At 43.4% G+C, this 23,534-nt stretch carries 25 protein-coding genes and 2 pseudogenes; 23 read left to right on the top strand and 4 right to left on the bottom strand.

All coding sequences use genetic code 11. The features are described 5' to 3' along the window. Nucleotides 1-342: SGNH/GDSL hydrolase family protein (locus tag BLV66_RS15095; RefSeq protein ID WP_256327923.1), on the top strand; the 342-nt coding region annotated here is incomplete at its 5' end. Nucleotides 343-497: 155 nt separating this feature from the next. Here BLV66_RS15095 and BLV66_RS15090 read toward each other — a convergent pair. Continuing rightward, nucleotides 498-635 (bottom strand): ribbon-helix-helix domain-containing protein, encoded by a 138-nt coding sequence (locus BLV66_RS15090; protein ID WP_086986367.1) that lies wholly within the window; start codon nt 633-635, stop codon nt 498-500. A gap of 98 nt (nt 636-733) precedes the next feature. Here BLV66_RS15090 and BLV66_RS15085 point away from each other — a divergent pair, with 98 nt between their 5' ends. From BLV66_RS15085 to BLV66_RS15070, 4 genes are all read left to right on the top strand, one after another. Then, nucleotides 734-1,735 (top strand): tyrosine-type recombinase/integrase, encoded by a 1,002-nt coding sequence (locus tag BLV66_RS15085; RefSeq protein ID WP_176974309.1) that lies wholly within the window; start codon nt 734-736, stop codon nt 1,733-1,735. 65 nt (nt 1,736-1,800) lie between these two features. Then, the gene (locus tag BLV66_RS15080) at nt 1,801-2,154 is read left to right on the top strand and encodes a hypothetical protein (protein ID WP_086986369.1); all 354 of its coding nucleotides are present in this window, start codon (nt 1,801-1,803) and stop codon (nt 2,152-2,154) included. A gap of 13 nt (nt 2,155-2,167) precedes the next feature. Then, on the top strand, nt 2,168-2,500 hold the full coding sequence (locus tag BLV66_RS15075) for a phage holin (protein ID WP_086986370.1): 333 nt from the start codon (nt 2,168-2,170) through the stop codon (nt 2,498-2,500). 1 nt (nt 2,501) lies between these two features. After that, entirely contained in the window at nt 2,502-4,019 is a 1,518-nt protein-coding gene (locus tag BLV66_RS15070) for an N-acetylmuramoyl-L-alanine amidase (protein WP_086986371.1), read from the top strand. 646 nt (nt 4,020-4,665) lie between these two features. Here the strand turns inward: BLV66_RS15070 and BLV66_RS15950 are convergent. From BLV66_RS15950 to BLV66_RS15060, 3 genes and pseudogenes are all read right to left on the bottom strand, one after another. Beyond that, nucleotides 4,666-4,791, bottom strand: a pseudogene (locus BLV66_RS15950) (hypothetical protein); the annotation flags it as partial. 117 nt (nt 4,792-4,908) lie between these two features. Continuing rightward, nucleotides 4,909-5,784 carry a DUF4435 domain-containing protein gene (locus tag BLV66_RS15065; RefSeq protein WP_086986372.1) on the bottom strand — a complete coding sequence of 292 codons (876 nt, stop codon included), beginning with the start codon at nt 5,782-5,784 and terminating at the stop codon, nt 4,909-4,911. Next, the gene (locus BLV66_RS15060; protein WP_086986373.1) at nt 5,784-7,148 is read right to left on the bottom strand and encodes an AAA family ATPase; all 1,365 of its coding nucleotides are present in this window, start codon (nt 7,146-7,148) and stop codon (nt 5,784-5,786) included. The genes BLV66_RS15065 and BLV66_RS15060 overlap by 1 nt, the downstream gene beginning before the upstream one ends. A gap of 574 nt (nt 7,149-7,722) precedes the next feature. Between BLV66_RS15060 and BLV66_RS15055 the strand changes: the two genes are divergently transcribed. The 18 genes and pseudogenes from BLV66_RS15055 to BLV66_RS14970 all read left to right on the top strand — a co-directional run. Next, nucleotides 7,723-8,514 carry an amino acid ABC transporter permease gene (locus tag BLV66_RS15055; protein WP_086986374.1) on the top strand — a complete coding sequence of 264 codons (792 nt, stop codon included), beginning with the start codon at nt 7,723-7,725 and terminating at the stop codon, nt 8,512-8,514. After that, the gene (locus BLV66_RS15050) at nt 8,511-9,329 is read left to right on the top strand and encodes a transporter substrate-binding domain-containing protein (protein ID WP_086986375.1); all 819 of its coding nucleotides are present in this window, start codon (nt 8,511-8,513) and stop codon (nt 9,327-9,329) included. Before BLV66_RS15055 ends, BLV66_RS15050 begins: the two co-directional genes overlap by 4 nt. A gap of 15 nt (nt 9,330-9,344) precedes the next feature. Further along, nucleotides 9,345-10,055 carry an amino acid ABC transporter permease gene (locus BLV66_RS15045; RefSeq protein ID WP_086986376.1) on the top strand — a complete coding sequence of 237 codons (711 nt, stop codon included), beginning with the start codon at nt 9,345-9,347 and terminating at the stop codon, nt 10,053-10,055. Beyond that, complete coding sequence (locus BLV66_RS15040) at nt 10,052-10,798, top strand: amino acid ABC transporter ATP-binding protein (RefSeq protein ID WP_086986377.1); 747 nt, start codon at nt 10,052-10,054, stop codon at nt 10,796-10,798. The genes BLV66_RS15045 and BLV66_RS15040 overlap by 4 nt, the downstream gene beginning before the upstream one ends. Before the next feature lie 13 nt (nt 10,799-10,811). Beyond that, nucleotides 10,812-12,032: an aminotransferase-like domain-containing protein gene (locus BLV66_RS15035; RefSeq protein WP_086986378.1), complete on the top strand. Its 1,221-nt coding sequence runs from the start codon at nt 10,812-10,814 to the stop codon at nt 12,030-12,032. Nucleotides 12,033-12,043: 11 nt separating this feature from the next. Then, nucleotides 12,044-13,015 (top strand): NAD(P)-dependent oxidoreductase, encoded by a 972-nt coding sequence (locus BLV66_RS15030; protein WP_086986379.1) that lies wholly within the window; start codon nt 12,044-12,046, stop codon nt 13,013-13,015. A 26-nt stretch (nt 13,016-13,041) separates the two neighbouring features. Then, nucleotides 13,042-13,794 carry an amino acid ABC transporter ATP-binding protein gene (locus tag BLV66_RS15025; RefSeq protein ID WP_086986380.1) on the top strand — a complete coding sequence of 251 codons (753 nt, stop codon included), beginning with the start codon at nt 13,042-13,044 and terminating at the stop codon, nt 13,792-13,794. A 12-nt stretch (nt 13,795-13,806) separates the two neighbouring features. Next, entirely contained in the window at nt 13,807-15,000 is a 1,194-nt protein-coding gene (locus tag BLV66_RS15020; RefSeq protein WP_086986381.1) for an MFS transporter, read from the top strand. 95 nt (nt 15,001-15,095) lie between these two features. Further along, nucleotides 15,096-15,539 (top strand): Lrp/AsnC family transcriptional regulator, encoded by a 444-nt coding sequence (locus BLV66_RS15015; protein ID WP_086986382.1) that lies wholly within the window; start codon nt 15,096-15,098, stop codon nt 15,537-15,539. Nucleotides 15,540-16,029: 490 nt separating this feature from the next. Next, nucleotides 16,030-17,136, top strand: coding sequence for a beta-galactosidase BglB (bglB, locus tag BLV66_RS15010; protein WP_086986383.1), 1,107 nt, complete (start codon nt 16,030-16,032; stop codon nt 17,134-17,136). A 24-nt stretch (nt 17,137-17,160) separates the two neighbouring features. Further along, nucleotides 17,161-18,174, top strand: coding sequence for a TRAP transporter substrate-binding protein (locus tag BLV66_RS15005; RefSeq protein ID WP_086986384.1), 1,014 nt, complete (start codon nt 17,161-17,163; stop codon nt 18,172-18,174). Between the two features lie 12 nt (nt 18,175-18,186). Further along, nucleotides 18,187-18,681 carry a TRAP transporter small permease gene (locus tag BLV66_RS15000; protein WP_086986385.1) on the top strand — a complete coding sequence of 165 codons (495 nt, stop codon included), beginning with the start codon at nt 18,187-18,189 and terminating at the stop codon, nt 18,679-18,681. Between the two features lies 1 nt (nt 18,682). After that, nucleotides 18,683-19,978, top strand: coding sequence for a TRAP transporter large permease (locus BLV66_RS14995; protein ID WP_086986932.1), 1,296 nt, complete (start codon nt 18,683-18,685; stop codon nt 19,976-19,978). Between the two features lie 6 nt (nt 19,979-19,984). After that, the gene (locus BLV66_RS14990) at nt 19,985-20,827 is read left to right on the top strand and encodes a sugar phosphate isomerase/epimerase family protein (protein WP_093114576.1); all 843 of its coding nucleotides are present in this window, start codon (nt 19,985-19,987) and stop codon (nt 20,825-20,827) included. 96 nt (nt 20,828-20,923) lie between these two features. Next, nucleotides 20,924-21,778 carry an AraC family transcriptional regulator gene (locus BLV66_RS14985; RefSeq protein WP_176974310.1) on the top strand — a complete coding sequence of 285 codons (855 nt, stop codon included), beginning with the start codon at nt 20,924-20,926 and terminating at the stop codon, nt 21,776-21,778. 34 nt (nt 21,779-21,812) lie between these two features. Continuing rightward, a complete protein-coding gene (gene rhaM, locus BLV66_RS14980) occupies nt 21,813-22,124 on the top strand; it encodes an L-rhamnose mutarotase (protein WP_086986388.1) in 312 nt (103 codons plus the stop codon). A 242-nt stretch (nt 22,125-22,366) separates the two neighbouring features. Then, complete coding sequence (locus BLV66_RS14975; RefSeq protein ID WP_086986389.1) at nt 22,367-23,014, top strand: bifunctional 4-hydroxy-2-oxoglutarate aldolase/2-dehydro-3-deoxy-phosphogluconate aldolase; 648 nt, start codon at nt 22,367-22,369, stop codon at nt 23,012-23,014. A 72-nt stretch (nt 23,015-23,086) separates the two neighbouring features. Further along, nucleotides 23,087-23,534 (top strand): annotated as a pseudogene (locus tag BLV66_RS14970) (5-dehydro-4-deoxy-D-glucuronate isomerase); the annotation flags it as partial.

Below are 23,534 nucleotides of genomic sequence, written 5' to 3'. Positions count from 1 at the left end.
TTGGATCAATCGGTAGAAAATGAAACAACAAAAAATAATTATAAAAATATAATCGAAGAAATTCAGAAAAAATCACCTGCCACAAAGATTTATATTCAAAGCATGTTACCGATTAACAACGAATTAAACGGCAGTAAAGTTAGTTCAGAAACAATCGTTGAATTGAATACATATCTCAAAAATTTATCATCAGATTATGATAATTGCGAGTTTATTGATTTGTATCCACACTTTCAAGTTAATGGTCAGATGAACACCGATTACACTAACGATGGTACGCACTTGAACGGGCAGGGATATCTGTTGTGGAAAGAACAAATACAAGATTTTGTAAACGGCTGAACCATACTGTTTAGTTTCTGAAAATCATTTTTAGCAACTGAACGCGTAAGTTTCTGAAAATCTACTCTCGCTTACACTACAAAAAAGTAGAGTAATGTGCAGCAGTGTAGAGTAAAAAAAGAGCCGCTGATTATTCAGCAGGCTCTTTATCATTTTTACTTTTCGTATTGTTTTAATATCTCATTGATGGCTGTTTCTACTAACTTTGATTGAGGAATCATTGTTTGCTCTGAAATTGCTTTTAGCCTTTTAACTAACTCTTCTTCCAAAGTAAAAGTTACTCGCTTTTTCATTATGATCACCGCCTTTACCGTATTATACAATATAAGTATTGCATATTACAAGGTAATACTATACAATACTAGTATGGTATAGGTAAGGAGGAATTATGATGGTAGCGAACGATACAGCACGATTACTTATGGAACTTGAGACAATCGCCGCGACACTCATCCCAAATGCAGACATTCCAAAACTAAAATTACGTTTTGAAGAAGTCACTAACAACTATAATGTTGACAGGAAGACACTGGAAGCCCTAGAAAACGATTTTAAGGATAAGGTAGACTTTTACCTCAGCGCTCTTCGAATCGAAGGATACAGCGAACAAACGCTACAAGGAAACCGTTATGATCTTATGGCTTTTTCAGGTTTTGTAAATAAAGCAGTTATCCAAGTCACGACTGCGGATGTAAGGAAGTTCCTGGCATCTAATCCGAAGTGGGTATCTGGAACTGTAGCTAAAAAGCTTTCAACAATAAAAGCTTTTTATAAGTGGATGACGGCAGAAGAATTTATTCTGCATGATCCTACTGCAAAAATAAGAACACCTAAACAAGAAAAGAGACTACCAAAGGCTATGAGCCCTGATGAATTAGAAATGATTCGTGATGCATGCGAAACTAAGCGTGAGCGTGCATTGGTTGAAGTCTTTTACTCGACTGGATGCAGAATCAGTGAGTTATCCGGTATGAAAACTGCTGAGATTGATTGGAGATCCGGCAGCCTTCCTGTTATCGGCAAAGGAAATAAAGAACGGATCGTATACCTAAACGGAAAAGCGATTTATGAACTAAGAAAATATCTCTCAGAAAGAGAGTTCGAAGAGGACGAATGCGAATACCTCTTTTCAACGGTCAGAAGACCGTATAAACAAATGGGAACTACTGCCATTAGGAATGTAATTAATAAAGTAGCTTCGAGAGTTGAAACCAGTAAGAAGGTTACACCTCACGTATTCCGCCATAGCATGGCGACTAATGCCATAAATAATGGTATTGAACTTGGAGACTTGCAGCAATTACTAGGACATAGCAATCCATCAACTACTCTCAGATACACGATGGTAAGCGAAGAACGAAAACGCAACGCGCATAAACGATTTGTGCAATAAACATAAATTACAATAAGGTTCCTGATACCAGGAGCCTTTTAATTTTGGATAAAGGAGCGTGGAATATGGCGGACCAAAAAGAACCGAATATTTATGATCATGAAAGAAGGATCCTGAAGCTTGAGGACTCGCAAGAAAAGATAGAAACGAAGTTAGAACAAATGAAAAGTGCAATCGACATATCAGAGGCAAAGGCACAAGAGCGGTCAGACATGATGATCAAACAAAATAACTCACTCATGCGCCAAAATGAACGGCAAGCAACGCAACTGGAAAGTGTACTGTCAATCGTAACTACAACTAAGGAAAATGAATCAAAACGCAACGCAGAAAACCGCATGAAGCTATGGGGTTATTTCTTGGGCGGTGGTGGTATCGTTACTCTGGTCTTACAGATATTGCAAAATGCTTTGAAATAAAGGAGGAAATTTGATGGATGCAGTTCAAGATGCTTTATTCAGCGCACTTAGCACATTGCTAGTTGCGCTTATTGGTGTAGCGGTTCGGCAGGCAGTCGTATTTTTAAATGAAAAGGGATTATCAGAGAAGCTATCAAACAAAAAGTATTTGGTAGATATCGCAGTACAGGCAGTTGAGCAGATTTACAAAAACGAAGGAGGAGCCGAAAAGCTTGAAACGGCAAAAAAAGAGGCACTCAAGGCATTAAATCGCAACGGCTTACAAGTTACTGATTCTGAATTGAATCTCTTAATTGAGGCAAGCGTTAAAGCCATGAACGATTCTATGAAGAAAGTAGCTGAGTAAAATGCCGACACTGGAAGAAATCAAAAATAAAGTTATCGAAGTATGGGAGAGTGATCATATCATTCTTCCATCTGTAACTGCTGCTCAATTTATCCTCGAATCTGCATCTGGTAATAGCACATTGGCAAATGCGACTAATAATCTGTTTGGAATTAAAGCAAGTCCTCCATGGTCCGGAGAAGTTTACTATCACGAAACGAATGAGGAAGTAGATAAATCGTTATTAAAAGTTACGGATGGTTTCCGGAAATATGCAACATGGCAAGATTCAGTACAGGATCATAGCAAATTTTTCACATCAACGGAAACGCGGAAAAAAGTATATGCAAAAGTCATCGGTGAAACAGACTATACAAAAGTCTGCAATGCGCTGACTGGAACATATGCAACTGATTCCTCGTATGGAGAAAAACTAATCACAATCATAAAGGCAAAAGGGCTGGATGCATGGGACAAAGAAACCGGAGGAAAGATCATGGGTAGAAAAATATTTATTGATGATGGTCATGGCGGAACAGACAATGGCGCAACTGGCAACGGCATTTTAGAAGATGCATGGAATTTAGAAGTATGCTCGATGGTAGAATATGAATTGATTGCACTCGGGCATCAAGTAATGAGTACTAGAAGCACTGATATATACGTGGGCTTATCCGAGAGAGCGATAATGGCTAATAATTGGGGTGCTGAAATTTTTATCAGTTGTCATGTGAATGCCGGAGGAGGTGCAGGCTATGAAGACTTCATCTATAATGCCTTGCTTTCAACTGATACCGATACTCCGAGATTACAAGATTGTATTCATGCATCCGTTACAGCAGTCACAAATAATTATGGCCTGAAGAACCGAGGACAAAAGACGGCGAATTATGCAGTTCTCAGAGAAACGTATATGCCAGCTATCTTGCTTGAAGCCGGATTCTTGGATAATGGATCCGATGCGGCTATCCTGAAGAACAATCAATTTAAAAAAGAATATGCTCATGCTGTTGTGGTTGGCATTTTAAATTATTTTGGATTATCCTCAACAGTTACTCCTTCGACACCTATTGTCAACGTACAAGCAGCAGTACGAATTCCGGCCAGTTATAACGCAACTGTAAAAAGTGGGGGATACTCTATTGACAGTAAACCGTGGGGAGAGGTCGGTTTTACTCAGTGGGGCATGACAGATGCAATCCTAGGTAATAGCATCTATGTCTATGAGGAGTCTGAAAGTGGCGAGTATGTCAATGCATATCAGGTTGGATGGATCGATAAACGTGCAATCGAAAAAGAAAAAGTTGTTATCGCATCAACTCTATATTTGCCAAACGGAGAAACTTGGATAGTTTATCCAGAAAATGGCCCATATGAAGTTGGCTATGTTGTCAGAATCGATGGCAGTGAAGGCTCATGGTACACTATCCTAGGAGATCGAGAGAACGATAAAGTGGTTGTTGACTTGCCAACGGTCGGCCGCAAAGCGATTCTTTTTGAAGCTGAAAAGGGCGCTACAATTACAAAAGTTTTAGGATAATAAATAGCCTAATCTCCTAGTGAGGTTAGGCTTATTTTTTATGCAGATGTGGTATAATAGACTCAGATATATCGATGCAGTAAGTGCCGAAAAAAATGTTTCGATTCACTATCTTTCTTCTTCTGACGAATAGGAAAAACATCTTTTTATTACACCGGCATGCCATATATATCCGAGATGCGAACAGCCTGACACAAACAATGAGAGTAACGCGCAGGATCTGGACAACGCAAAAGGATTTCAATAGCAACTTACCACTACCGTCTGATCAGCGGTAGTTTTTTTGATGATATTTTGATGATGTTTTATAAATCGGCATAGGCTTCTATAGGTTATTGCTAAATGGGAGAAATACTATATTTACAATAACAATTCAAAGTAGGAAGCTACGGGAAAACCGCTACATGAAATGGAAGGTAGTGTAGGTTAATAATTATGGTGATAATTGGCTGAGGAAGCAAGCTCCCTACAGACTTCCACAAAGTTAATTTAGTGATTATTAAGAATAGAAATCTGGAAGAAAACATATAAAGCAACAACATATGCTTCACGGTTTTACTGAAAATTTGGTTCATAGATTAACAAAAAAAAGTAGTAGATGATTGATAAAAATCATCTGCTACTTTTTTTATTTTTAAAATTTAATTTATTTGAATGTAATGTTTATAGATTTTCCAAGGAATTTTGCCATTTTAAAAATCATAAGTGTTGTTGCTAAGGTTTCCGCATTTTCAATGTCATTGAGTAAATCAATATCTATTTCTAATAATTCAGCAAACTTCTTTTCTTAAAATTCTCAGTCGGAGATTAAAATGGCGCGTTATTTTGTATTTCGGGCTGACATTACATCATTCTGAAATGACAAAATACGAAGTATTAAATGATACTGTTATGGGACTAACAGTTCTAGATAGCCTTTGGTTTCCAGATAAATCCTAATTTGTGAAAATATATTTGTACTGTAAAACTCAGAAGAAGATAGGTAGGCCATGCATAAAGTGTTCTCCAAATCAACAACTTCATTAAAATGCATTGTAGAATTGTCTTTTCTTAATATTTTATTTAGTGACTCTTTTATTACGTTCATTAAATCATGCCCATTAACAAACTGCAAATCATCATAGTTTTCTTTTTTGTACTCATCGTAACGTTCCAATATCTTAGGTTTATCTGACATTTTAAACTCTTGATTTTTTCTGTTGGAATTATCTAAAATTAAATCAATTATTTTTAAATCAGATACATTAATCATCTTCGAATAGGTTAATTCTTTAAACCTCAATCCAAATTCATCATCTTCCACATAATTTAGAAACCTTAATAAGGCTATTGTTTTTGACACTTCATATGCATGTTCTTTTATAGATTTTCCGCCTGAAATTTTACTTATACTAGAAGGTTTTTTTATGTACAAGTCTGTAAATAAGTTTAATACGTTAGAATTTATTATCATCGATTCTATATCATGATAATCTGTTAAAAGAATTTGAGGATTATCAATCGTTTGATTTAAAACTCTCCGAAAATCTGCGTCTATTATTCCTAACACATTCTCTTTAATCTCTTCTTCTTCTAATCTGGCCATTGCAGCTAAAATATTTTCATAGCCAAAAGCACAGCTAATATGAGTTTTTTCTTTATCAAAAAATTTCGGATATACCTTACAGTCAATCTTTCCCTCAAGAATTAAATGAAATATTTTATCACTACTTTTCATCATTAATATAGCATTAGCAATTCTTTCTGGAGTCATATGTTCATTCATTACTTCGAACCTCTTCCAAGGTCATTTGTCAGATCCCAATTTATTCCAATTATGTCAGGTGAGTGGGTGGCAATTAGAACATTTATTCCGGTAATATTATGAATACTTTTAAGATCTTCGATAAATAAATTTTGCCATGAAATATGCAACGATATCTCGGGTTCGTCAATCAAGATTAGATTCTCATTATTCGATTTAAAAAGGAGCTCATAAAACATAATCAATTCATTTTTTTCGCCAGAGGAAAGTTTATTGATTGGAATTTCCTTTTCTAAATCTTCGCTATTTAATTTTTGAATAAAGATAAATCCTTTCTCTTTATCGATACGAATATTTTTATAATTAAATCTCTTGTTAATAATTTCAGTAAATAGTTTTATTTTTTTTTGCAAACTGGCATATACATTAAATTTTTCATTACTATCTTCTATATATAATTCAATGGCATCTTGAGCTAAATCAATATCAGTTTTATTAATTCTCTTAGAGTCTTCATTAATTAGCAACCCTAATTTTTTCATTTCTGTTCTTCTATCATCTAACTCTATCAATTTATTACTTATTTTTTCTATAGCTTCCTCAGTATCATCTAGTTCGTAATTCCTAATCTTATTTATTAATCTGTATGGAAATGACTCATCTCTCTTAGAAGATTCTTGACTGTATTTATAGTCTGCATTAACTATTTGATCCTTGAGATCTAATGCATACTTTGTAATTGTTTCAAAATAACGTGCCTCAAACCTTCCTTCATAACGCATTTCTTCGTCAATAGTTAAATTGTACACTCTCTGTGTTTGAATTAAATAAACACTGTTCTTTTTTAGCCTTTCAAACAACCACATCGCGTTAGGTCCTATTATATTCAGAAATTCTTCATCATGATTAATATAACCTGAATAAAAATTTACGACTTCATCCGCTCTTAATACCTTTCTTTTTTCATGATCGAAATACCTTATTGGACTAATTCTTTCAACATGAGGAACTATTCTAGAAAGTTGCTGTGCATGTCTTTTTACATCTATATCATCCATACCGTGTGTGAAATCTAATGGAATACTTACCTCTTTTTCATCTTCTTTCCCTCTATCTGACCATACATGTAAATACTGTCCATCTTCTTTTTTGATGTTACTAACTCTCCATTCAGTCTCATCTTGAAAAGAAAATATTAATTCTTCATATTCCATTTCCTTAAAAAAATTATATTTCATATTGAAAAAAGAATTAATAGAGTCAAGAATATATGTTTTCCCGACTCCATTTTCACCAATAACAATGGATATACCATCCTCGAATAATGAAATCTTATGGTTGAATATTCCAAAAAGTTTTTTTATTTCCACAGTTTTTAATAGCATGATAGCATCTCTCCAATTTTAAATTATCGACTACTTTTTAAAGTATAACATAAGTAAATTATACTTAAATTTTTAACTACAATATTTTCGTTTTTATATTAACAAATCACTCCAAATGTTATAAAATATTATAATTGAGACAACAGAGATAATATGAATTACTCCGATTTCAAGCAAATATTAATTAATTCTAGTCAAATATCTCAACAACAACTATGTGACATTCCCTTATGTGCACTATAAATAGCCGGATACCTTGCGATTATTATTTGCGAGTATTCGTCTATTTTTTTATTTACCAAAAAAGTAAAACACCAATCGGACTCTTTGAGACGGGGCTTTCCCTGCAATGAAAGTAAGCACTCAAAGAGTTTTCCCCACAAAATAATATAACCATGGTTACGCTTCATTTTTTACTTTCATAATCAAAAGCACGATATTTACGAATTAAAGTATCAAGAAGGCACAACATATTGTGGAAGCATGGGATGGTGATGTATTCTATTGGAAATTCAAGAAGTTCAGAAAGTTCTGACGGTAATGAATTTAACGAAATGTGAGAGGAGGGAATAAAATGTCAAGTTTCTTTAGTTGGGATCTAGTATGGGAGTTTTTTCCAAAAATTCTCAGTGCGTTGCCCGTGACCTTGTTGATTGTAGGCATTGCGACTCTTGTAGGCTTGGTGTTAGGAAGTTTTATTGCGTTCATACGGGTGGAAAAAATACCAATATTGAATCAGATAGCCGCAGTATTTGTTTCCTTCATTCGCGGGACGCCGATTCTTGTCCAGCTATACATCGTTTATTACGGTGTGCCCAGCCTCTTACAGGCGATCCAAATTGATGTGTCATCATGGGACAAAATTATTTTCATCTACATTACCTATGGATTGAATACCGCAGCGTTTCAATCAGAAACTATTCGCGCCGCAATCTTGAGTGTACCGATCACACAGAAAGAAGCAAGCATCGCTTGTGGACTGACGAAGTCGCAAATGTACCTGCGTGTCATTCTTCCGCAAGTTGTGCTCGTGGCATTGCCATCATTCGGTACAACTACCGTCGCGTTGCTGCAGGATACATCATTGGCATTTACGATCGGGATCGTGGATGTAGTAGGAAAAGCGCGGGCCATTGGTGCCGTGACCTATCACACGTTGGAAGGCTATGTAGGCGCGGCAATTCTGTTCATTACGTTGAGCGTTATTCTTGAAAGAGTCTTTGACGTGTTGGAGAAACGGATGAATTTCACAGAAGCAAAAAAACCGTCGTTCCAACTGCCGAGATTATTCCTTATTAATAATAAAGAGGTTCAAATGAAAAAAGTTCAAAAAATCGAGAAAAATTTGAAGGAGGAATTATTATGAAAAAATCAACAGTGGGATTCGGAGCAAGTTTATTGATGGCAGGGGTTATCTTGGCTGGGTGCGGCAGCGGCTCTGCTGAAACCGAGAGTGCAGCAGACAGCGGGGCGACAGAGATTAAAGTAGGTACAGGGAATGAAGCTTTACCTTATGCTTATTTGGACGAAAATGGCGAATATGATGGCTATGATGTTGCTGTAGTGAAAGCCATTGATGAAAAACTGACGGATTACACGTTTACTTTTGAAGGAGCGGACTTCCCGACAACCTTGTCAAATTTAGAGAGCGATAAGGTTCAGATGGCGGCTTTCGAACTTGAAGTAAACGCAGAGCGACAAGAAAAATTTGTATACGGGGATGTCGGTTACGTGGTCTGGGATACATACATTGTCTCTGATCCGGATGCAGGAGCAGTTTACGAGTCCTTTGACGATCTTGCCGGTAAAAAAGTATACGCCACAACCGCAACGAACCAGGCAGCAATGGCTGAAACATATTTAGAAGAAAATCCTGGGGCTTTTGAATTGGTTTATGGCGAATACAATAACGAACAGATCGTTCAAGCGATTACGTCCGGAGCAGTGGATGCATCTTTAGCGCCAAAATATCAAGTGGACAACTGGAACCGTTCCTTTAATGAAAACTTAGCAATCGGTAGCGAACCAGTCCATAATTCGGATGCTTACTTGCTATTCAATAAAGAAGCCGACCAAGCCTTCATTGATGCCGTGAATACAGCATTAGAAGAATTAAAAGCGGATGGAACCATTAAAGAACTTTCTGAAGAATACCTTGATGGTGATTACGTTCCAGAATAAGAAAGGATGAGGGCCATGAGTTTCAAATTTGAGGTGATGATCCAATCATTGAAAGTAGCAAGCCAATACATTGGCACAACATTATTCATGGCCATCACAGCGATAGTCATCGGCGTTATTTTAGGACTAGGGATCGCATTGATTCGGCTTTATCGCATCAAAGGACTGAGCCAGTTTTTCCAAGTGGTAGTCACTTTGTTGAAAGGCATTCCGATGGTATTGATCATTCTTGCTCTGTATTTGATCGCTTCCAAACAGTTTGATGTTTGGTCGGAATCCATGAACTGGTCCCTGCGGTTCAGGGATTTCAACATGGTATGGATCGCCATTTCCGCACTGAGTCTATTGGCCACGATCAACAGCAGCGAGATTTTCCGCGGTGCATTTGCGGCTATCAAAAAAGGCCAATTCGATGCTGCCAAATCGATGGGTATGACCAATCTTCAAACGATTCGCCGGGTTCTGTTGCCACAAGCAATCCCTATTTCTTTACCGATGTTCAGCAATCTGTTGATCGGCCTTGTTAAGGCCTCTTCCTTGGCCTCTATGGTCAGTGTCGTCGATGTCTTTGCAGCCGCGAAGATCACAGCCCAGCAAAACTACCGGTTCCTGGAAGCCTATGTGTCGGTTGCGGTCATCTACTGGGGAATCAGCCTGGTGATCGAAAAAGGTGCGCAACTCCTTGAAGAACGCATGACCCGTAAATTGAGGAGGGCGATTTTATGATGGAAGTACGCAATATCCACAAACGCTTCGGCAAGCAGGAAGTCCTCAAAGGCATCGATATGGATGTCGCAAAAGGCGAAGTTGTCACCCTTCTGGGGCCAAGCGGTTCCGGCAAAACAACCTTTCTCCGTTGCCTGAATTTTCTGGAACGTGCAGATGAAGGCAGCATTCTCCTGGGAGAGACCGAAACAATCGTAAACAAAGCTAATCCAAAAGAGATTTTGGCGCATCAGCGCCAAACTGCGATGGTCTTTCAAAATTATGCGTTGTTCCATAACAAGACAGCGCGCGAAAATATTGTGATGCCGCTGTTGTTGACGAAAAAAAAGACAAAGCAAGAAGCCTATGAAGTAGCGGATGCCTTGTTGGAACAAGTGGGCCTGACCGAACGCAAAGATTTTTATCCGAGCCAATTATCCGGTGGCCAGCAGCAACGGATCGGGATTGCGCGTGCCTTGGCGTTGAATCCGAAAGTGATTTTGTTCGATGAACCGACTTCAGCGTTGGATCCGGAGTTAGTCGGACAGACGCTCACGCTCTTGCGGGACATCGCTGAAACTGGCGCTACGATGGTGTTGGTGACGCATGAGATGAAATTCGCATATGAAGTGTCGGACAAAATAGTCTTTATGGAAAACGGACTGGTAGTTGAACAAGGGTCACCTAAAGAAGTGTTTGAACAAACAAAAGAAGAGCGGACCAAAGCCTTTTTGGCCCGTTTCACAACTCAAATGGCTAGATAGGGGAGGAAATATGATGGCATACCGTTTCGCAAATCGTATGAAGGAATTGAAAACATCTCCTTTACGGGAAAATGCAAGTAAAAACATGGAACTTAAAGATGTGATCTCATTTGCTTACGGCTTTCCGCCGGTTGAAGCTTTTCCAATGGAGACCCTGAAAAAAATTTCGCAAAAATTATACACAGAAGTCGATCCGGAAACGTTTTTGCAATATGGTGCGTCCGAAGGCTATCCCTTGTTGCGTAAGTTGGTCAAAGAAAGGCTGGCTGCAACTGCCAATCTTCAGAATGAGGAACAGGTGCTGATTACATCGGGTTCCACCCAAGCGATGGATATCGCTGTGAAAGTCTTGTGTGATGAGGGAGACGTCGTTCTCTGTGAAGAACAAACCTTTTCAGGGGCGGTGAATGCGATCAAAGGCTACGGAGCCATTCCCGTACCGATCCCGATGAACGTCGCAGAAGAATCCGTCGATTTGGAAGCACTGGAAGAACTGTTGCGTTTTGATCAACGCATCAAGTTCATCTATCTCATTCCCACGTTCCAAAATCCGTTGGGGACATCGATTCCTCTGGAAAAACGCCAAGCGATTTACAGCTTGGCCCAGAAATATGATGTGCTGATTTTCGAAGATGACCCTTACGGCGATCTCTTGTACTACGGTGAACCGATCATGAAGCTGAAGGAGATGGATACGGATGGGCGCGTCATGTACGCGGGTTCGTTTTCCAAAATTTTGGCACCCAGCGCACGCTTAGGCTTCATTATGGCGCCGGATGAAATTATGGAAAAACTGGCTTTAGCCAAGCAAGTATCTGATTCCCACACCAATTTTTATTGGCAAGTGATGCTAGCGGAATTCATGCAGAATCACCAATTTGAAGAACATGTCTCGGAGTTGAAGCTGTATTATAAGGGGAAATTTGAAACGATGATTGCGGGTCTTGAAGCGCTGCCTGAAGACAAAATTCAGTTCATCAAACCGACTGGCGGCTATTTTATCTGCTGCAAAATGGCAGATGAATTGGATCCGGAAACATTCTATACGGCATTGGACGAAGCCAAGGTCGCCGTTATCCCTGGGAATGTGATGAGTGTGGCGCAAGAAGGGTATGAACGTTATTTCCGCTTGAACTTCACCAAACCCACACTTTCAGAAATCGTGGACGGGGTAAAAGTAATCGGTGAAGCTTTGAAACAAGCGACACCTGCATCATCCAAACAAGTGATTTAAGGAGGATATTTATGAGATTGATTTATTATGGGGTCAGTGCTGACGAAGAAAAATTCATCAAGCGGTGGAGTTTCAGTAACAAGATACCCGTGACCATCATCAACGAAGGCATATCCAGTGAAAATGTCCATTTCGCCGGCCCCCATGATGGGGTCTGCCTGTATCCGAGTCCGGAAATGCGCCAAAGCGAGTTGCTTTACCGTAAATTGCGGGAACAAGGGATCCACCAATTGTCGGTCAAATCGACCGGGGTGGATGGGATCAACTTCGAATGGGCGGAAAAATATGGATTGACCGTGACGAACGTTCCTTCCTACAGTCCCACTTCAGTCGGTCATTTTGCGATCATGTCGATTTTGATGGTCCTGCGGAATATCCCTTCTGTCCTGCAAGCAAAATCATCCCGTAAAGCAGCGATCGGCCGGGAACTGCAGGATGTGACTGTCGGAATCTTAGGGACAGGACGGATCGGTTCTGTGGTCGCGGAAGGGATCCATGCTTTGGGCGGTCGCGTGATTGCCACAAGTTCAAATGAAAATCCGCACCTGAAGGGGAAAGTCAGCTATGTTTCTTTTGATGAACTGTTGAAAGAATCGGATGTTCTTTCCATACACATCCCCTTATCTGAGCAGTCCACTTATCTATTTTCAGAGGAAACTTTTGAGAAGATGAAGCAAGGAAGTTGTCTGGTGAATACGGCGCGCGGAAAAATTGTCGATACCGAAGCGCTGATTGAAGCTTTGGCAACCGGAAAACTGGCTGGTGCAGCCTTGGATGCGTTGGAAGATGAAGAAAAATATTTTTCCGTCGGTTGGGAAAAGAACCCATACTATTCCCGTTTAATGGATATCCCGAATGTGATGATCACACCCCATATTGCTTACCATACAGAATTGGCCGTGCAAGAAATTGTTGAGACCTCGTTGACCAATGCGAGGGATATCATAACAGCAGGAATTTCGCGCAACACGATTTCGCTTTGAAAACCAAAAAGAAGGAGGAGATGACGATGATCCAGGCGCAAATAAGTGGACTGAAAAAAAGTTTCGGTAAGAACGAGATATTGAAAAACGTTGGTTTGACCATCAATAAAGGCGAAGTTGTCTGCATTATCGGTCCGAGCGGCTCTGGAAAAACCACCTTCTTGCGTTGCTTGAATCTCTTGGAACGGCCGGATGCAGGCATGTATGAACTCGGCGACCTTCGCTATGACCTCAGTCGTATCGGTTCGCATCAGAGCCGGGAAATTGCCAGAAAAACGGCGATGGTTTTTCAATCTTATGAACTGTTCAGCCACATGACGGTTCTGCAAAATGTGATGGAAGGATTGGTTACACCCCGGAAAGTCCCTAAAAAGCTGGCTGAAACGATTGCCACTTCCGTCCTTGAAAAAGTGGGCATGGCGGACAAAGCAGGGATGTATCCGATCCAACTATCCGGGGGGCAACAGCAGCGGGTAGGCATTGCCCGCGCGATGGCGCTGTCTCCAGAACTTCTGTTATTCGATGAACCCACATCCGCCCTCGATCCGGAACTTGTCGGGGATGTGTTGAATGTGATGAGGCAATTGGCTGACACGGGTCAAACGATGATCATCGTCACCCATGAGATGCAGTTTGCACAAGAAGTGGCGGATAAAGTTGTATTTATGGCGGATGGTGTAGTCGTTGAATCAGGAACACCCTCAGAAGTATTTGATGATCCTAAACAAGAGCGGACAAAACAATTTTTAATGCAAGTTCGTTTCAAAACAGCAGTCTGAGAGGGATGAAATGTGGAATATACGGAAGTAAATAGCAAGCTTTGGACCAAAGATTTCCTTTTGGTGAACAGCATCACGTTTTTGGCAATGACGGCAATCACGACCCAAATGGGAACGTTGCCCCTCTATGTGACTGCCCTGGGTGGGTCTAAAGCGGTTGCCGGAAGTATCGTAGGGATTTTAGGCATCTCGGCTTTGTTTTTCCGCTTGCCGATCGGAATATTATTGGACCGATACGGTCGCAGGCTGTTGCTCACTATCGGATTAGGAATTCTTTTTCTCGATTTCGCCCTGTTGAATGTGCTGCAGACGCTCTTGATGCTGTTTTGTTTACGTTTGATCCAAGGCATCGGCAATAGCATCCAAGCGACAAGCGCTGCGACCATGGCGGCGGATTTGATTCCAAAGGAACAGTTATCCGTCGGCTTGGGGTATTTCAGCATCGCCCAGGCGGTCCCTGGCGCAATCGGACCTTTACTGGGGTTGGCGGTGGTGGAAGCATACGGATTTGAGGCGTTGTTTCGAGTAGCACTTTTGCTGACAAGTGTCGCTTTTGCTTTAAGCTTTTTTTTAAGTACAGAATCGCCAAGAACGCTTTTTTTCGGAGAAAAGCCAAAGACGAAGGGCGGAGCGACGGAAGCGTTGTCCGTCATGAAGAATCGGGGCGTTATTTTTCCAAGCCTGATCATGTTTCTGATTTGTTTTGCGAATTCGGGTGTCATCGCCTTTATCGCGCAGTTTGCGATCGAAAAGAAAATAAGCGGAGCTGGCTACTATTTTACTGTGATGACGGTCGTCACGGTTCTGATTCGTTTTCTCTTCCCTCAAATGTTGAAGCGCGTCAATCAAACGTTTTTGATTTGCGGGAGCATATTGAGTATCAGTGCCGCGTTTGGCATGCTTGCTTATGCCGATGATCTTGTTCATCTTCTTTTAGCGGCGGTCCTATATGGGATTGGTTTTGCCAGTTTGCTCCCGGTCATGAATACAATTGTTTTGCAAAGTATTTCCGATCAAGAACGCGGACGCGCGATAGCGATTTTCTCGGCTGCTCTTGACGTAGCGTACGGTGGTGGTGCAATGCTTTGGGGCGTCATTGCCAGTCTTTATGGGTTTCAAGTCATGTATCTCTTTTGTGGAGGATTTGGATTAGCAGCTCTGTTTGCTTACCTTCTGTTTGATGGCAAGAAGAAGCAAATGTCATAAAGCATGACACATCCTGTGAGCCCAACCTTGCAACTCTTATCATTTCTTACTAAAATTAAGAAAATGATGAGAATTGTTAGGGTGGAGGGGCCATTATGGATGTATTAGATCGGAAAATTTTGAATATTATGCAAAAAAATAGCCGGATTACTGTCAAACAAATAGCTGAAGAGTGTTTCATTTCGTCTCCTTCCGTATCCGTTCGTTTACAGAATTTGGAAGGTATGGGATACATTCACACGTATCAAGCTGTCGTTAACCATCAGAAGTTGGGTTTTTTGATTAAGGCATACGTGAATTGTGCGGTCCATGCAAAGGATAAACAAGATTTTTACCGCTACATCGAAGAAATCCCCAATGTCGTGGAATGCGACTGCATTACGGGTGATTTCTCGATGTTATTGAAGGTTTACTTTACAAATACAATCGAGCTTGATGAATTCATAACGGACTTGCAACGCTTCGGAGATACCAAAACGCATATTGTCTTTTCAACAAATGTCGGTCCCCGCGGCCTGCAAATCCAAATAAACGAATAAGCAAAGACGCCGAGAGTCATTTTCGGCGTTTTTGCTTTTTTGGTTTGGGGATAGAATGAACTCGCAGACGAAGAGTCCTCTCCTCCGGCGAAGCCGTGCTGACCGGAGGTAACCTGTGGCGAAAAACCTCAACTCCGGCCAAGACCACTCAACTCCGGCCAAGACCACTCAACCGGAGAAGGACCGAAAAATGTGGTCTGTCCTCCGGGGAGGGCTGCTTAGCCGGAGGACAGGGAACGAAAGTTGTACTACATCCGACTACCTGATATTGATCAACTCTCCGCGCAGCTGAGTGTGAAACCTCACTGAAAACGAATCAGGACGGCTTTTAATTGAATTATTGGTTGCATCCTAATCTGAATCCGCATACAATGGGTGTGCAACTTTAGACAGTTTTTGTTCAACAACCGCCATATTCTTCGAATTGAATGCTTGTTATTATTAACTCATCAAATGAAAGCGATTCATATATCGAGAAGGTGGTAAAGAAATGGTGATTACAGAACAATTATTTGTGACAAAGGAATTGGTTGAGTCGAAAATCGACTTGCTGATCGAGAATTTGACGACAATAAAAGATGACAACGGAGACTTCCTGTTGGACTTCGACGGACTGAAAGTCGACGACAAGAGCTGGACGGTCTGGAACTGGCCGCAAGGTGTCGGATTGTACGGCATCTATAAAAATTATCGCAACACAAAAAATCCGCGCTCGTTGGCGGTTGTTGAAGAATGGTTCGAAGCACGCATGACCGAGGGAGCTCCACCGAAGAACGTGAATACGATGGCGCCGCTGTTGACGATGGCGTACCTGTACGAAGACACAAAAGACTCACGCTACTTGCCTTACCTGGAACAATGGGCCGAATGGGTCATGAAGGATATGCCGCGGACGGATGAAAATGGGCTGCAACACGAAACCTACGGACCATCGAACACGAACCAATTGTGGGATGACACCTTGATGATGACAGTATTGCCGCTTGCGAAAATCGGCGTCTTGTTGGACCGTCCCGAATACTTGGAAGAGGCGCGTTACCAGTTCCTGCTGCACATCAAATTCCTGATGGACAAGAAGACAGGCCTTTGGTACCACGGCTGGACTTTCGAAGGCAACCACAACTACGCCGGAGCATTCTGGGCCCGCGGTAACTGCTGGTTGACGATTGCAATTCCGGAAATCATCGAAATCATGGACTTGCGTGAAGGCGATGGCTTTCGTGCATTCCTTATCCAAACACTCGAAGCACAGGCAAAAGCGATTACGCAATATCAAAATGAATGCGGTTTATGGCACACTTTACTGGATGACCCGACATCGTATGTTGAATCATCCGCGACAGCCGGATTTGCTTACGGCTTGCTGAAAGCGGTTCATAAACGTTATCTTCCACAAGAGTATAAAGAAGTCGCCTACAAAGCGATCCGCGGTCTGTTAGAACAGATCGACGAAAAAGGCGAAGTGCAGAATGTGTCGGTAGGAACCGGCATGGGCGATTGCCTGGAATTCTACAAAAACATCGATAAAACGGCGATGCCGTACGGACAATCATTGACAGTATTGTGCTTGACGGAACTTCTCGTTTCATACTGCTGATCATACAAACAAGGGAGAAAGATCATGAAGAAGAAACATTTATTATCAGTTGTTTTGATGTCCGTACTGGGCACCGGCGTTCTCGCCGGCTGCGGAAACTCCGATGCGTCGGCCGACGAAGCCATCGTCCTACGCTATGCCTACGCCAGCAATAGCCAACCGGTTATTGACTCGATGAAGGAATTCGGTCGTCTGATCGAAGAGAAGACCGATGGGGAAGTGGTTGTTGAGTATTTCCCGGATGGCCAGCTCGGCAGCGAAACCGAACTGATTGAATTGACACAAACTGGCGGAATTGACTTCACAAAAGTCAGCGGTTCCGCATTGGAAAGCTTCTCGAAAGATTACTCGATTTTCGGGGTGCCTTACATCTTCGACAGCGAGGAGCATTTCTACTCGGTCATGGAAGATCCTGAAATTATGGACGGCATCTACAACTCGACTGCAGAACTTGGCTTTGTCGGTTTGACATATTATGACTCCGGCCAGCGCAGCTTCTACATGACGGACGGTCCGATCAATACGCCTGAAGACCTGAAAGGCAAGAAAATCCGGGTCATGCAGAGCGAGACAGCAATCAAGATGGTCGAATTGCTCGGCGGTTCAGCTGTTCCGATGGGAAGCAGTGAAGTCTACACTTCGCTCCAGTCCAACCTGATCGATGGAGCGGAAAATAACGAATTCGTATTGTACACAGCCGGCCACGGTGGAGTTGCGAAGTATTACTCCTATGACGCCCATACGCGTGTTCCCGATGTCGTGATCATGAACGATGCCGTGAAAGAACGTTTGAGCGACGACCAGTACGAAGCGGTTCTGGAAGCGGCTGAAGAGTCTACGGTTTACGAGAAGAGCGTGTTCAAGGCAGCTGTCGAGAAAGAAAAAGAGACTGCAGTGGCAGAATATGGCATCGTGTTCAACGAAGTGGACATCGCACCATTCCAAGCTGCCGTAGAACCGTTGCATGAACAATTCAAAAATAACGCGACCTACAGCGAATTGTACAACATGATTCGCGCGCACGCTGATGCAGAGTAAGGGGAGAGTACAATGGAAAAAATAAGAACGTTTTTAGATAAGACGTTGGAGATCCTGTGTTCGGCGGTGTTCGTCGTTATGATCCTGACGACGCTATACCAAATCTTCACCAGAACGGTTTTGAACAATCCGAACACAGTGACGGAAGAATTTGTCCGCTTCAGCCTGGTTTGGTTGTCGATGTTGGCGATGGCTTACGTCGTCGGCAAACGCAGCCACTTGGCAGTGACGTTGTTGAGCGATAACTTGAGCGGCCCGAACAAACGCTTGCTGGAAGTCGTCATCCAATCATTGTTTTTGGTTTTTGCGGCTCTGATAATGGTCTACGGCGGTTGGAAAGCTGTATCCGTGACGACAGGCCAAATTTCTCCTTCGTTGTCTTTGTCGATGGGCTATGTCTATCTGTCCGTTCCGGTCTCCGGATTCATCATGTTCGTCTATAGTCTGTTGAACCTGATCCAAGGAAAAGTCGCGATCGAAAATGTTGATGAAAGCGGGGAAATTTAAGATGGCTTTACAGGCAGGTTTGATATTATTCTTTGTTTTTGTAGTATTGCTGATAGTGGGGATGCCGATTGCGATCAGTATCGCGGTCTCCTCGATCGCCACATTGCTGTTGGTTGTCCCGTTTGAAATTGCTGTTTTCACTTCCGCGCAGAAGATGGTTTCCAGTCTGAACAGCTTCTCGCTCGTCGCCATTCCGTTTTTCGTGCTCTCGGGGATCATCATGAATAATGGTGGGATTGCCGAGAAGCTAGTCAACTTCGCGATGCTGTTCGTGGGGCGCATCCCTGGAGGTTTGGCCCATACGAACGTTTTGGGGAACGCCTTGTTCGGTTCCATGTCCAGTTCCGCGATCGCTGCTTCTACCGCTATCGGCGGGGTATTGATTCCGCAACAGATAAAATCAGGCTATGACCGCAAATTCGCTACAGCGGTGAACATCGCGTCCGCTCCTACCGGGATGGTTATCCCGCCGAGTACGGCATTCATCATGTTCTCGTTGGTCGCAGGTGGCGCATCCATCTCCTCACTATTCTTAGGAGGGTATCTGGTAGGGGCGCTCTGGAGTTTGGCAATTATGCTGGTTGCTTACGTCCATGCCAAGAAACATAAATACCCAACGATGAAAGCTTCCGAAATGGGTTCAGCTTTCAAAATCATCAAAGAGGCGATCCCCAGCGTCATGCTGATCGTAATCATCATCGGCGGGATTCTGACCGGTATCTTCACGGCAATCGAAGCTTCCGCAATCGCAGTTGCCTACTCGTTGTTGATCGCAATGTTCTTCTATAAAACAGTTACCGTCAAAGACATTTATCCTATGCTGAAGGAAGCTGTTTTGACGACAGGTACGATCACGTTCTTGTTGGCGACATCTTCCATGATGTCATTCGCGATGGCCTTCACCGGCATCCCACAAGCAATCAGCGCAGCAATCCTGGGCTTGACTACGAATAAATTCCTGATCTTGTTGTTGGTCAACGTCGTATTATTGATCGTAGGTATGTTCATGGACGTAGGTCCTGCTATCCTGATCTTCACGCCGATCTTCTTGCCGGTCATCACCAGCGTTGGCGTCGATCCTGTCCACTTTGGTTTGTTCTCCATCATGAACTTGTGTGTCGGCTCGATCACACCGCCAGTCGGAACCGGGTTGTACGTCGGGGCCAGTGTCGGGGGCGTCAAAGCCGAGCAGATGCTCAAGCCGCTCGTGCCGTTTTACTTGGCGATCCTGGCCGTGCTGTTCCTCATCACGTACTTCCCTGGATTGGTGATGTGGTTACCGAATTTGGCGGGGTAACAAAATATGCTTAATATTACAATCCGCGGTCATGACCTATCCGGTGTCACATCGGTGAAGGAACTGGCCGAGCAAACGAAAAAGCAAGGTATTCACAATCTGCAGCTGGCGCTAGGCATGTCCTTTCCGGACATGCCTTCCGGCGCAGCTAATCTGAATCCTGGCATGGGGGCAGCGATCAAAGGAGCGTTGTCAGAAACGGATGTGCAGGTCGGCATCTTGAGCTGCTACATCAACATGATCCATCCCGATCCCGAGATCCGCGAACAGCTGCTGCAGAAATTCGAAAGCTATGTGCGCCATGCTCGCTACTTCGGAGCAGCGATGGTTGCTTCCGAGACCGGCTGCGTATTGCCGGAGATCCAATATACAGAAGACAATTTCAGCGATGAAGCCTTCGCCGATATGGTCGGCGTCATCCGCCGTTTGGTCAAAGCTGGCGAGGAAGCCGGCATGTTGGTGGGCATCGAGCCTGGCTTGAATCATCCGCTCTACAGTCTCGAGCGTGTGGAGCAGTTGCTGGCGGCGGTGCAGTCGGATTATTTGGGGATCATCTTCGATCCATCGAATCTGATCACGAGTGAGAATTACTTGGAGCAGGTTTCGTTGGTTGAAAGTGCATTCGAGCGCTTCGGTGATAAAATAGTAGCAGTGCACCTGAAGGACTTCAAAGTCGAAGACGACCAAATCATCCCGGTCAACCTCGGGGAAGGCCTGATCGATTATGCGGCGATTGCCGCAATCATTGCCAAGCACAAGCCACTTTCCTACGTCGTCCTCGAAGAAACGAAGGATGACCATATCGGGAAGGCGCTGCAGCTGTTGGTAGCAAGCGAAGCCAAACCATAATTTCATTTATAATATAGAAGAAACACGCAAGAATAGGTGAGGGGAATATCCATGAGTACAGATAAGCAACTAAAAAAGTCCTCAAACGTGAATACGATGGCTTCGGATCAGTACGAGGTCTATCACGTGAAGGATGTCATCAGCCAAGAGAAGACGCTCTACCACTACCATGACTATTATGAGGTGCATGCGACGTTGGAAGGGGAAGCTACGTTCTATTTGGATGGCAAACAGTTCGATATCGAAGCGGGGACGATTCTCCTCATCCATTACAATGATCTGCACCGCATCGTCAAACAGAATACGGACTACTGCGAACGCGTCTACATCTTTTTGACGCCGGAATTTCTGCAGAGCAGTTCCACGAAATGGACGAATCTGGAGGAGTGTTTCAGCGGTGGCGGCGAACGCCGCAGCAAGGTCCTGAAGATCGATGCCGATTTGTTGCGGCAAAAGCTTTCCTTCATCGACCATCAGCCGGATGCATCGATCTACGGTTCGGACATCAAGTATGAGCAGAACTTGATCGAGTATCTGTTGTTTTTGAACCAGCTGGTGCAGTCGGAGGAGAACGAAGAAGAGCCGAAAGTGATTGTGCAGAACGAGCGGATCGAGCAGATGATCGACTACATTTCCGCGAACTTGAGCAATCCGTTGACGCTGGAGGAGATGGAAAAGAACTTCTTTGTAAGCAAATACTACATCACACGTGAGTTCAAGAAGCATACGGGCTTCACGTTCCATCAGTTCGTGATGAAGAAGAAGCTTCTTTACGCGAAGCAGTTGCTGAAGACCTACCAGAGTTCGAACCTCGTCTACAATCAATGCGGCTTCGCATCATACCCGCATTTCCTGAAGGCGTTCAAGAAGGAATTCAGCATGACGCCGAAAGAATTTTTGGCAAAGAACAAAGAGAACCAGAAAATCCACTATGAGCATTTTGAAGCCTAGGTTGCTAGGTTGGGGTGCCGAAAGGAGGATGAACATGATCAAAAAAGCTTTCGCAATGAAAATCTATCCCGATAAGCACGAGGAATACCGTAAGCGCCATGACGAATTGTGGCCGGAGATGCGCGAGATGCTGAAGGAGTGCGGCGCACACCAGTATTCGATCTTCCTAAATCCGGAGACGAGCGAATTGTTCGGTTATCTCGAGATCGAAGATGAAGAACTCTGGAAGGAGACAGCCGCGACTGACATCAATCAGAAATGGTGGCACTACATGGCCGACATCATGGAGACCAATCCGGATGACTCACCGGTATCGAAAGAACTAGTGCAGGTTTTTGAATTGTAAAATAAAAGAAATGCGTTCCAAGCCCGCTCTGCCTCGAAAGAAATTTAGGAAATCTGGCCTCGCAACGTTCCCTACGGTCACCTTGTACTGGGAGTCTAAGGGATGAACCCCTAAGACTCCCATGCAAATGAGCATCTTAGAGCGCAATGGGTCAGATTTATCTAATTTCCGAGAGGCAGGCTTGGGACGCTGGACATCATTTTTAGGCAGGAATTTATCATTATAAGGAAAGTGGGAGACGGATGAAACGCGTATCTATTTTGAATCGTTTAGAAAAAACGGGGGTCGTGGCAGTCGTCCGCGGCGCCACGAAAGAAGAAGCATTGAAGTCGAGCCACGCGATCGTCGCCGGCGGGTTGAAGGGCATCGAACTGACATTCACAGTCCCGAACGCGGATGAAATCATCCGCGAACTAGCTACAGTCTATAAGTATCAACCGGAAGTCGTGGTCGGAGCGGGGACGGTATTGGATGCCATCACTGCCCGCCTGGCGATCTTGGCAGGCGCCGAGTTCATCGTCAGCCCGAATTTCGACAAAGAGACGGCTGAGTTATGCAATTTGTACCAAATTCCGTATTTGCCGGGCTGCATGACGATCACGGAAATGAAAGAAGCGCTGAAGAGCGGCTCCGACATCGTTAAACTGTTCCCGGGCAGTGCCTACGGTCCGAGCATCGTGTCGAGCTTCAAAGCGCCGATGCCGCACCTGAACTTGATGCCGACAGGCGGCGTCAGCCTTGCGAACATGCAGGAATGGTTCGATGCCGGCGTCATCGCGGTCGGTGTCGGCGGCAACTTGTTGGCACCAGCCTCAACCGGTGACTTCGATAAAGTGACCGAAGTGGCAAGGCAATACGCGGATAAGTTTGCCGAGATTAAAGGGAAGTAAAAAAGGTTCAGAGTGAAGCGCAAGCTTCTATCAAACAAACAACACGAAATACAAAACAAAGGGGATCATCACATGCAAAACATGGAAACACGTTATACACATAGTCCGGAGGATATCCGTCATTACTCGACAGAACAGCTGCGCAAGGAATTTCTGGTCGAGAAAGTTTTTGTACCGGGCGCAATCAGCCTGACGTACACACACAATGACCGCATGATCTTCGGCGGCGTCACTCCAACAGATAAAGCATTGGAGATCGTCCTGGACAAAGAATTGGGCGTCGATTACTTCCTGGAGCGCCGTGAGATGGGCGTCATCAACATCGGCGGACCGGGCCATATCGAGATCGATGGTATAAAAGAAGAGATGAAAAAACAAGACGGTTACTACATCGGCAAAGAGACGCGCCAAGTCGTCTTCACATCCGAAGATGCAGCCAATCCGGCCAAATTCTACATCAGCTCCGTGCCGGCGCACCACAAACATCCGAACGTGAAAATCAGCATCGACAACATCAAAC

The organism is Trichococcus collinsii (assembly GCF_900107505.1).
Lineage (GTDB): Bacteria > Bacillota > Bacilli > Lactobacillales > Aerococcaceae > Trichococcus > Trichococcus collinsii.
The sequence above is the reverse complement of the archived record's forward strand: the minus strand, read 5'-3'. Positions and strand labels throughout refer to the sequence as shown.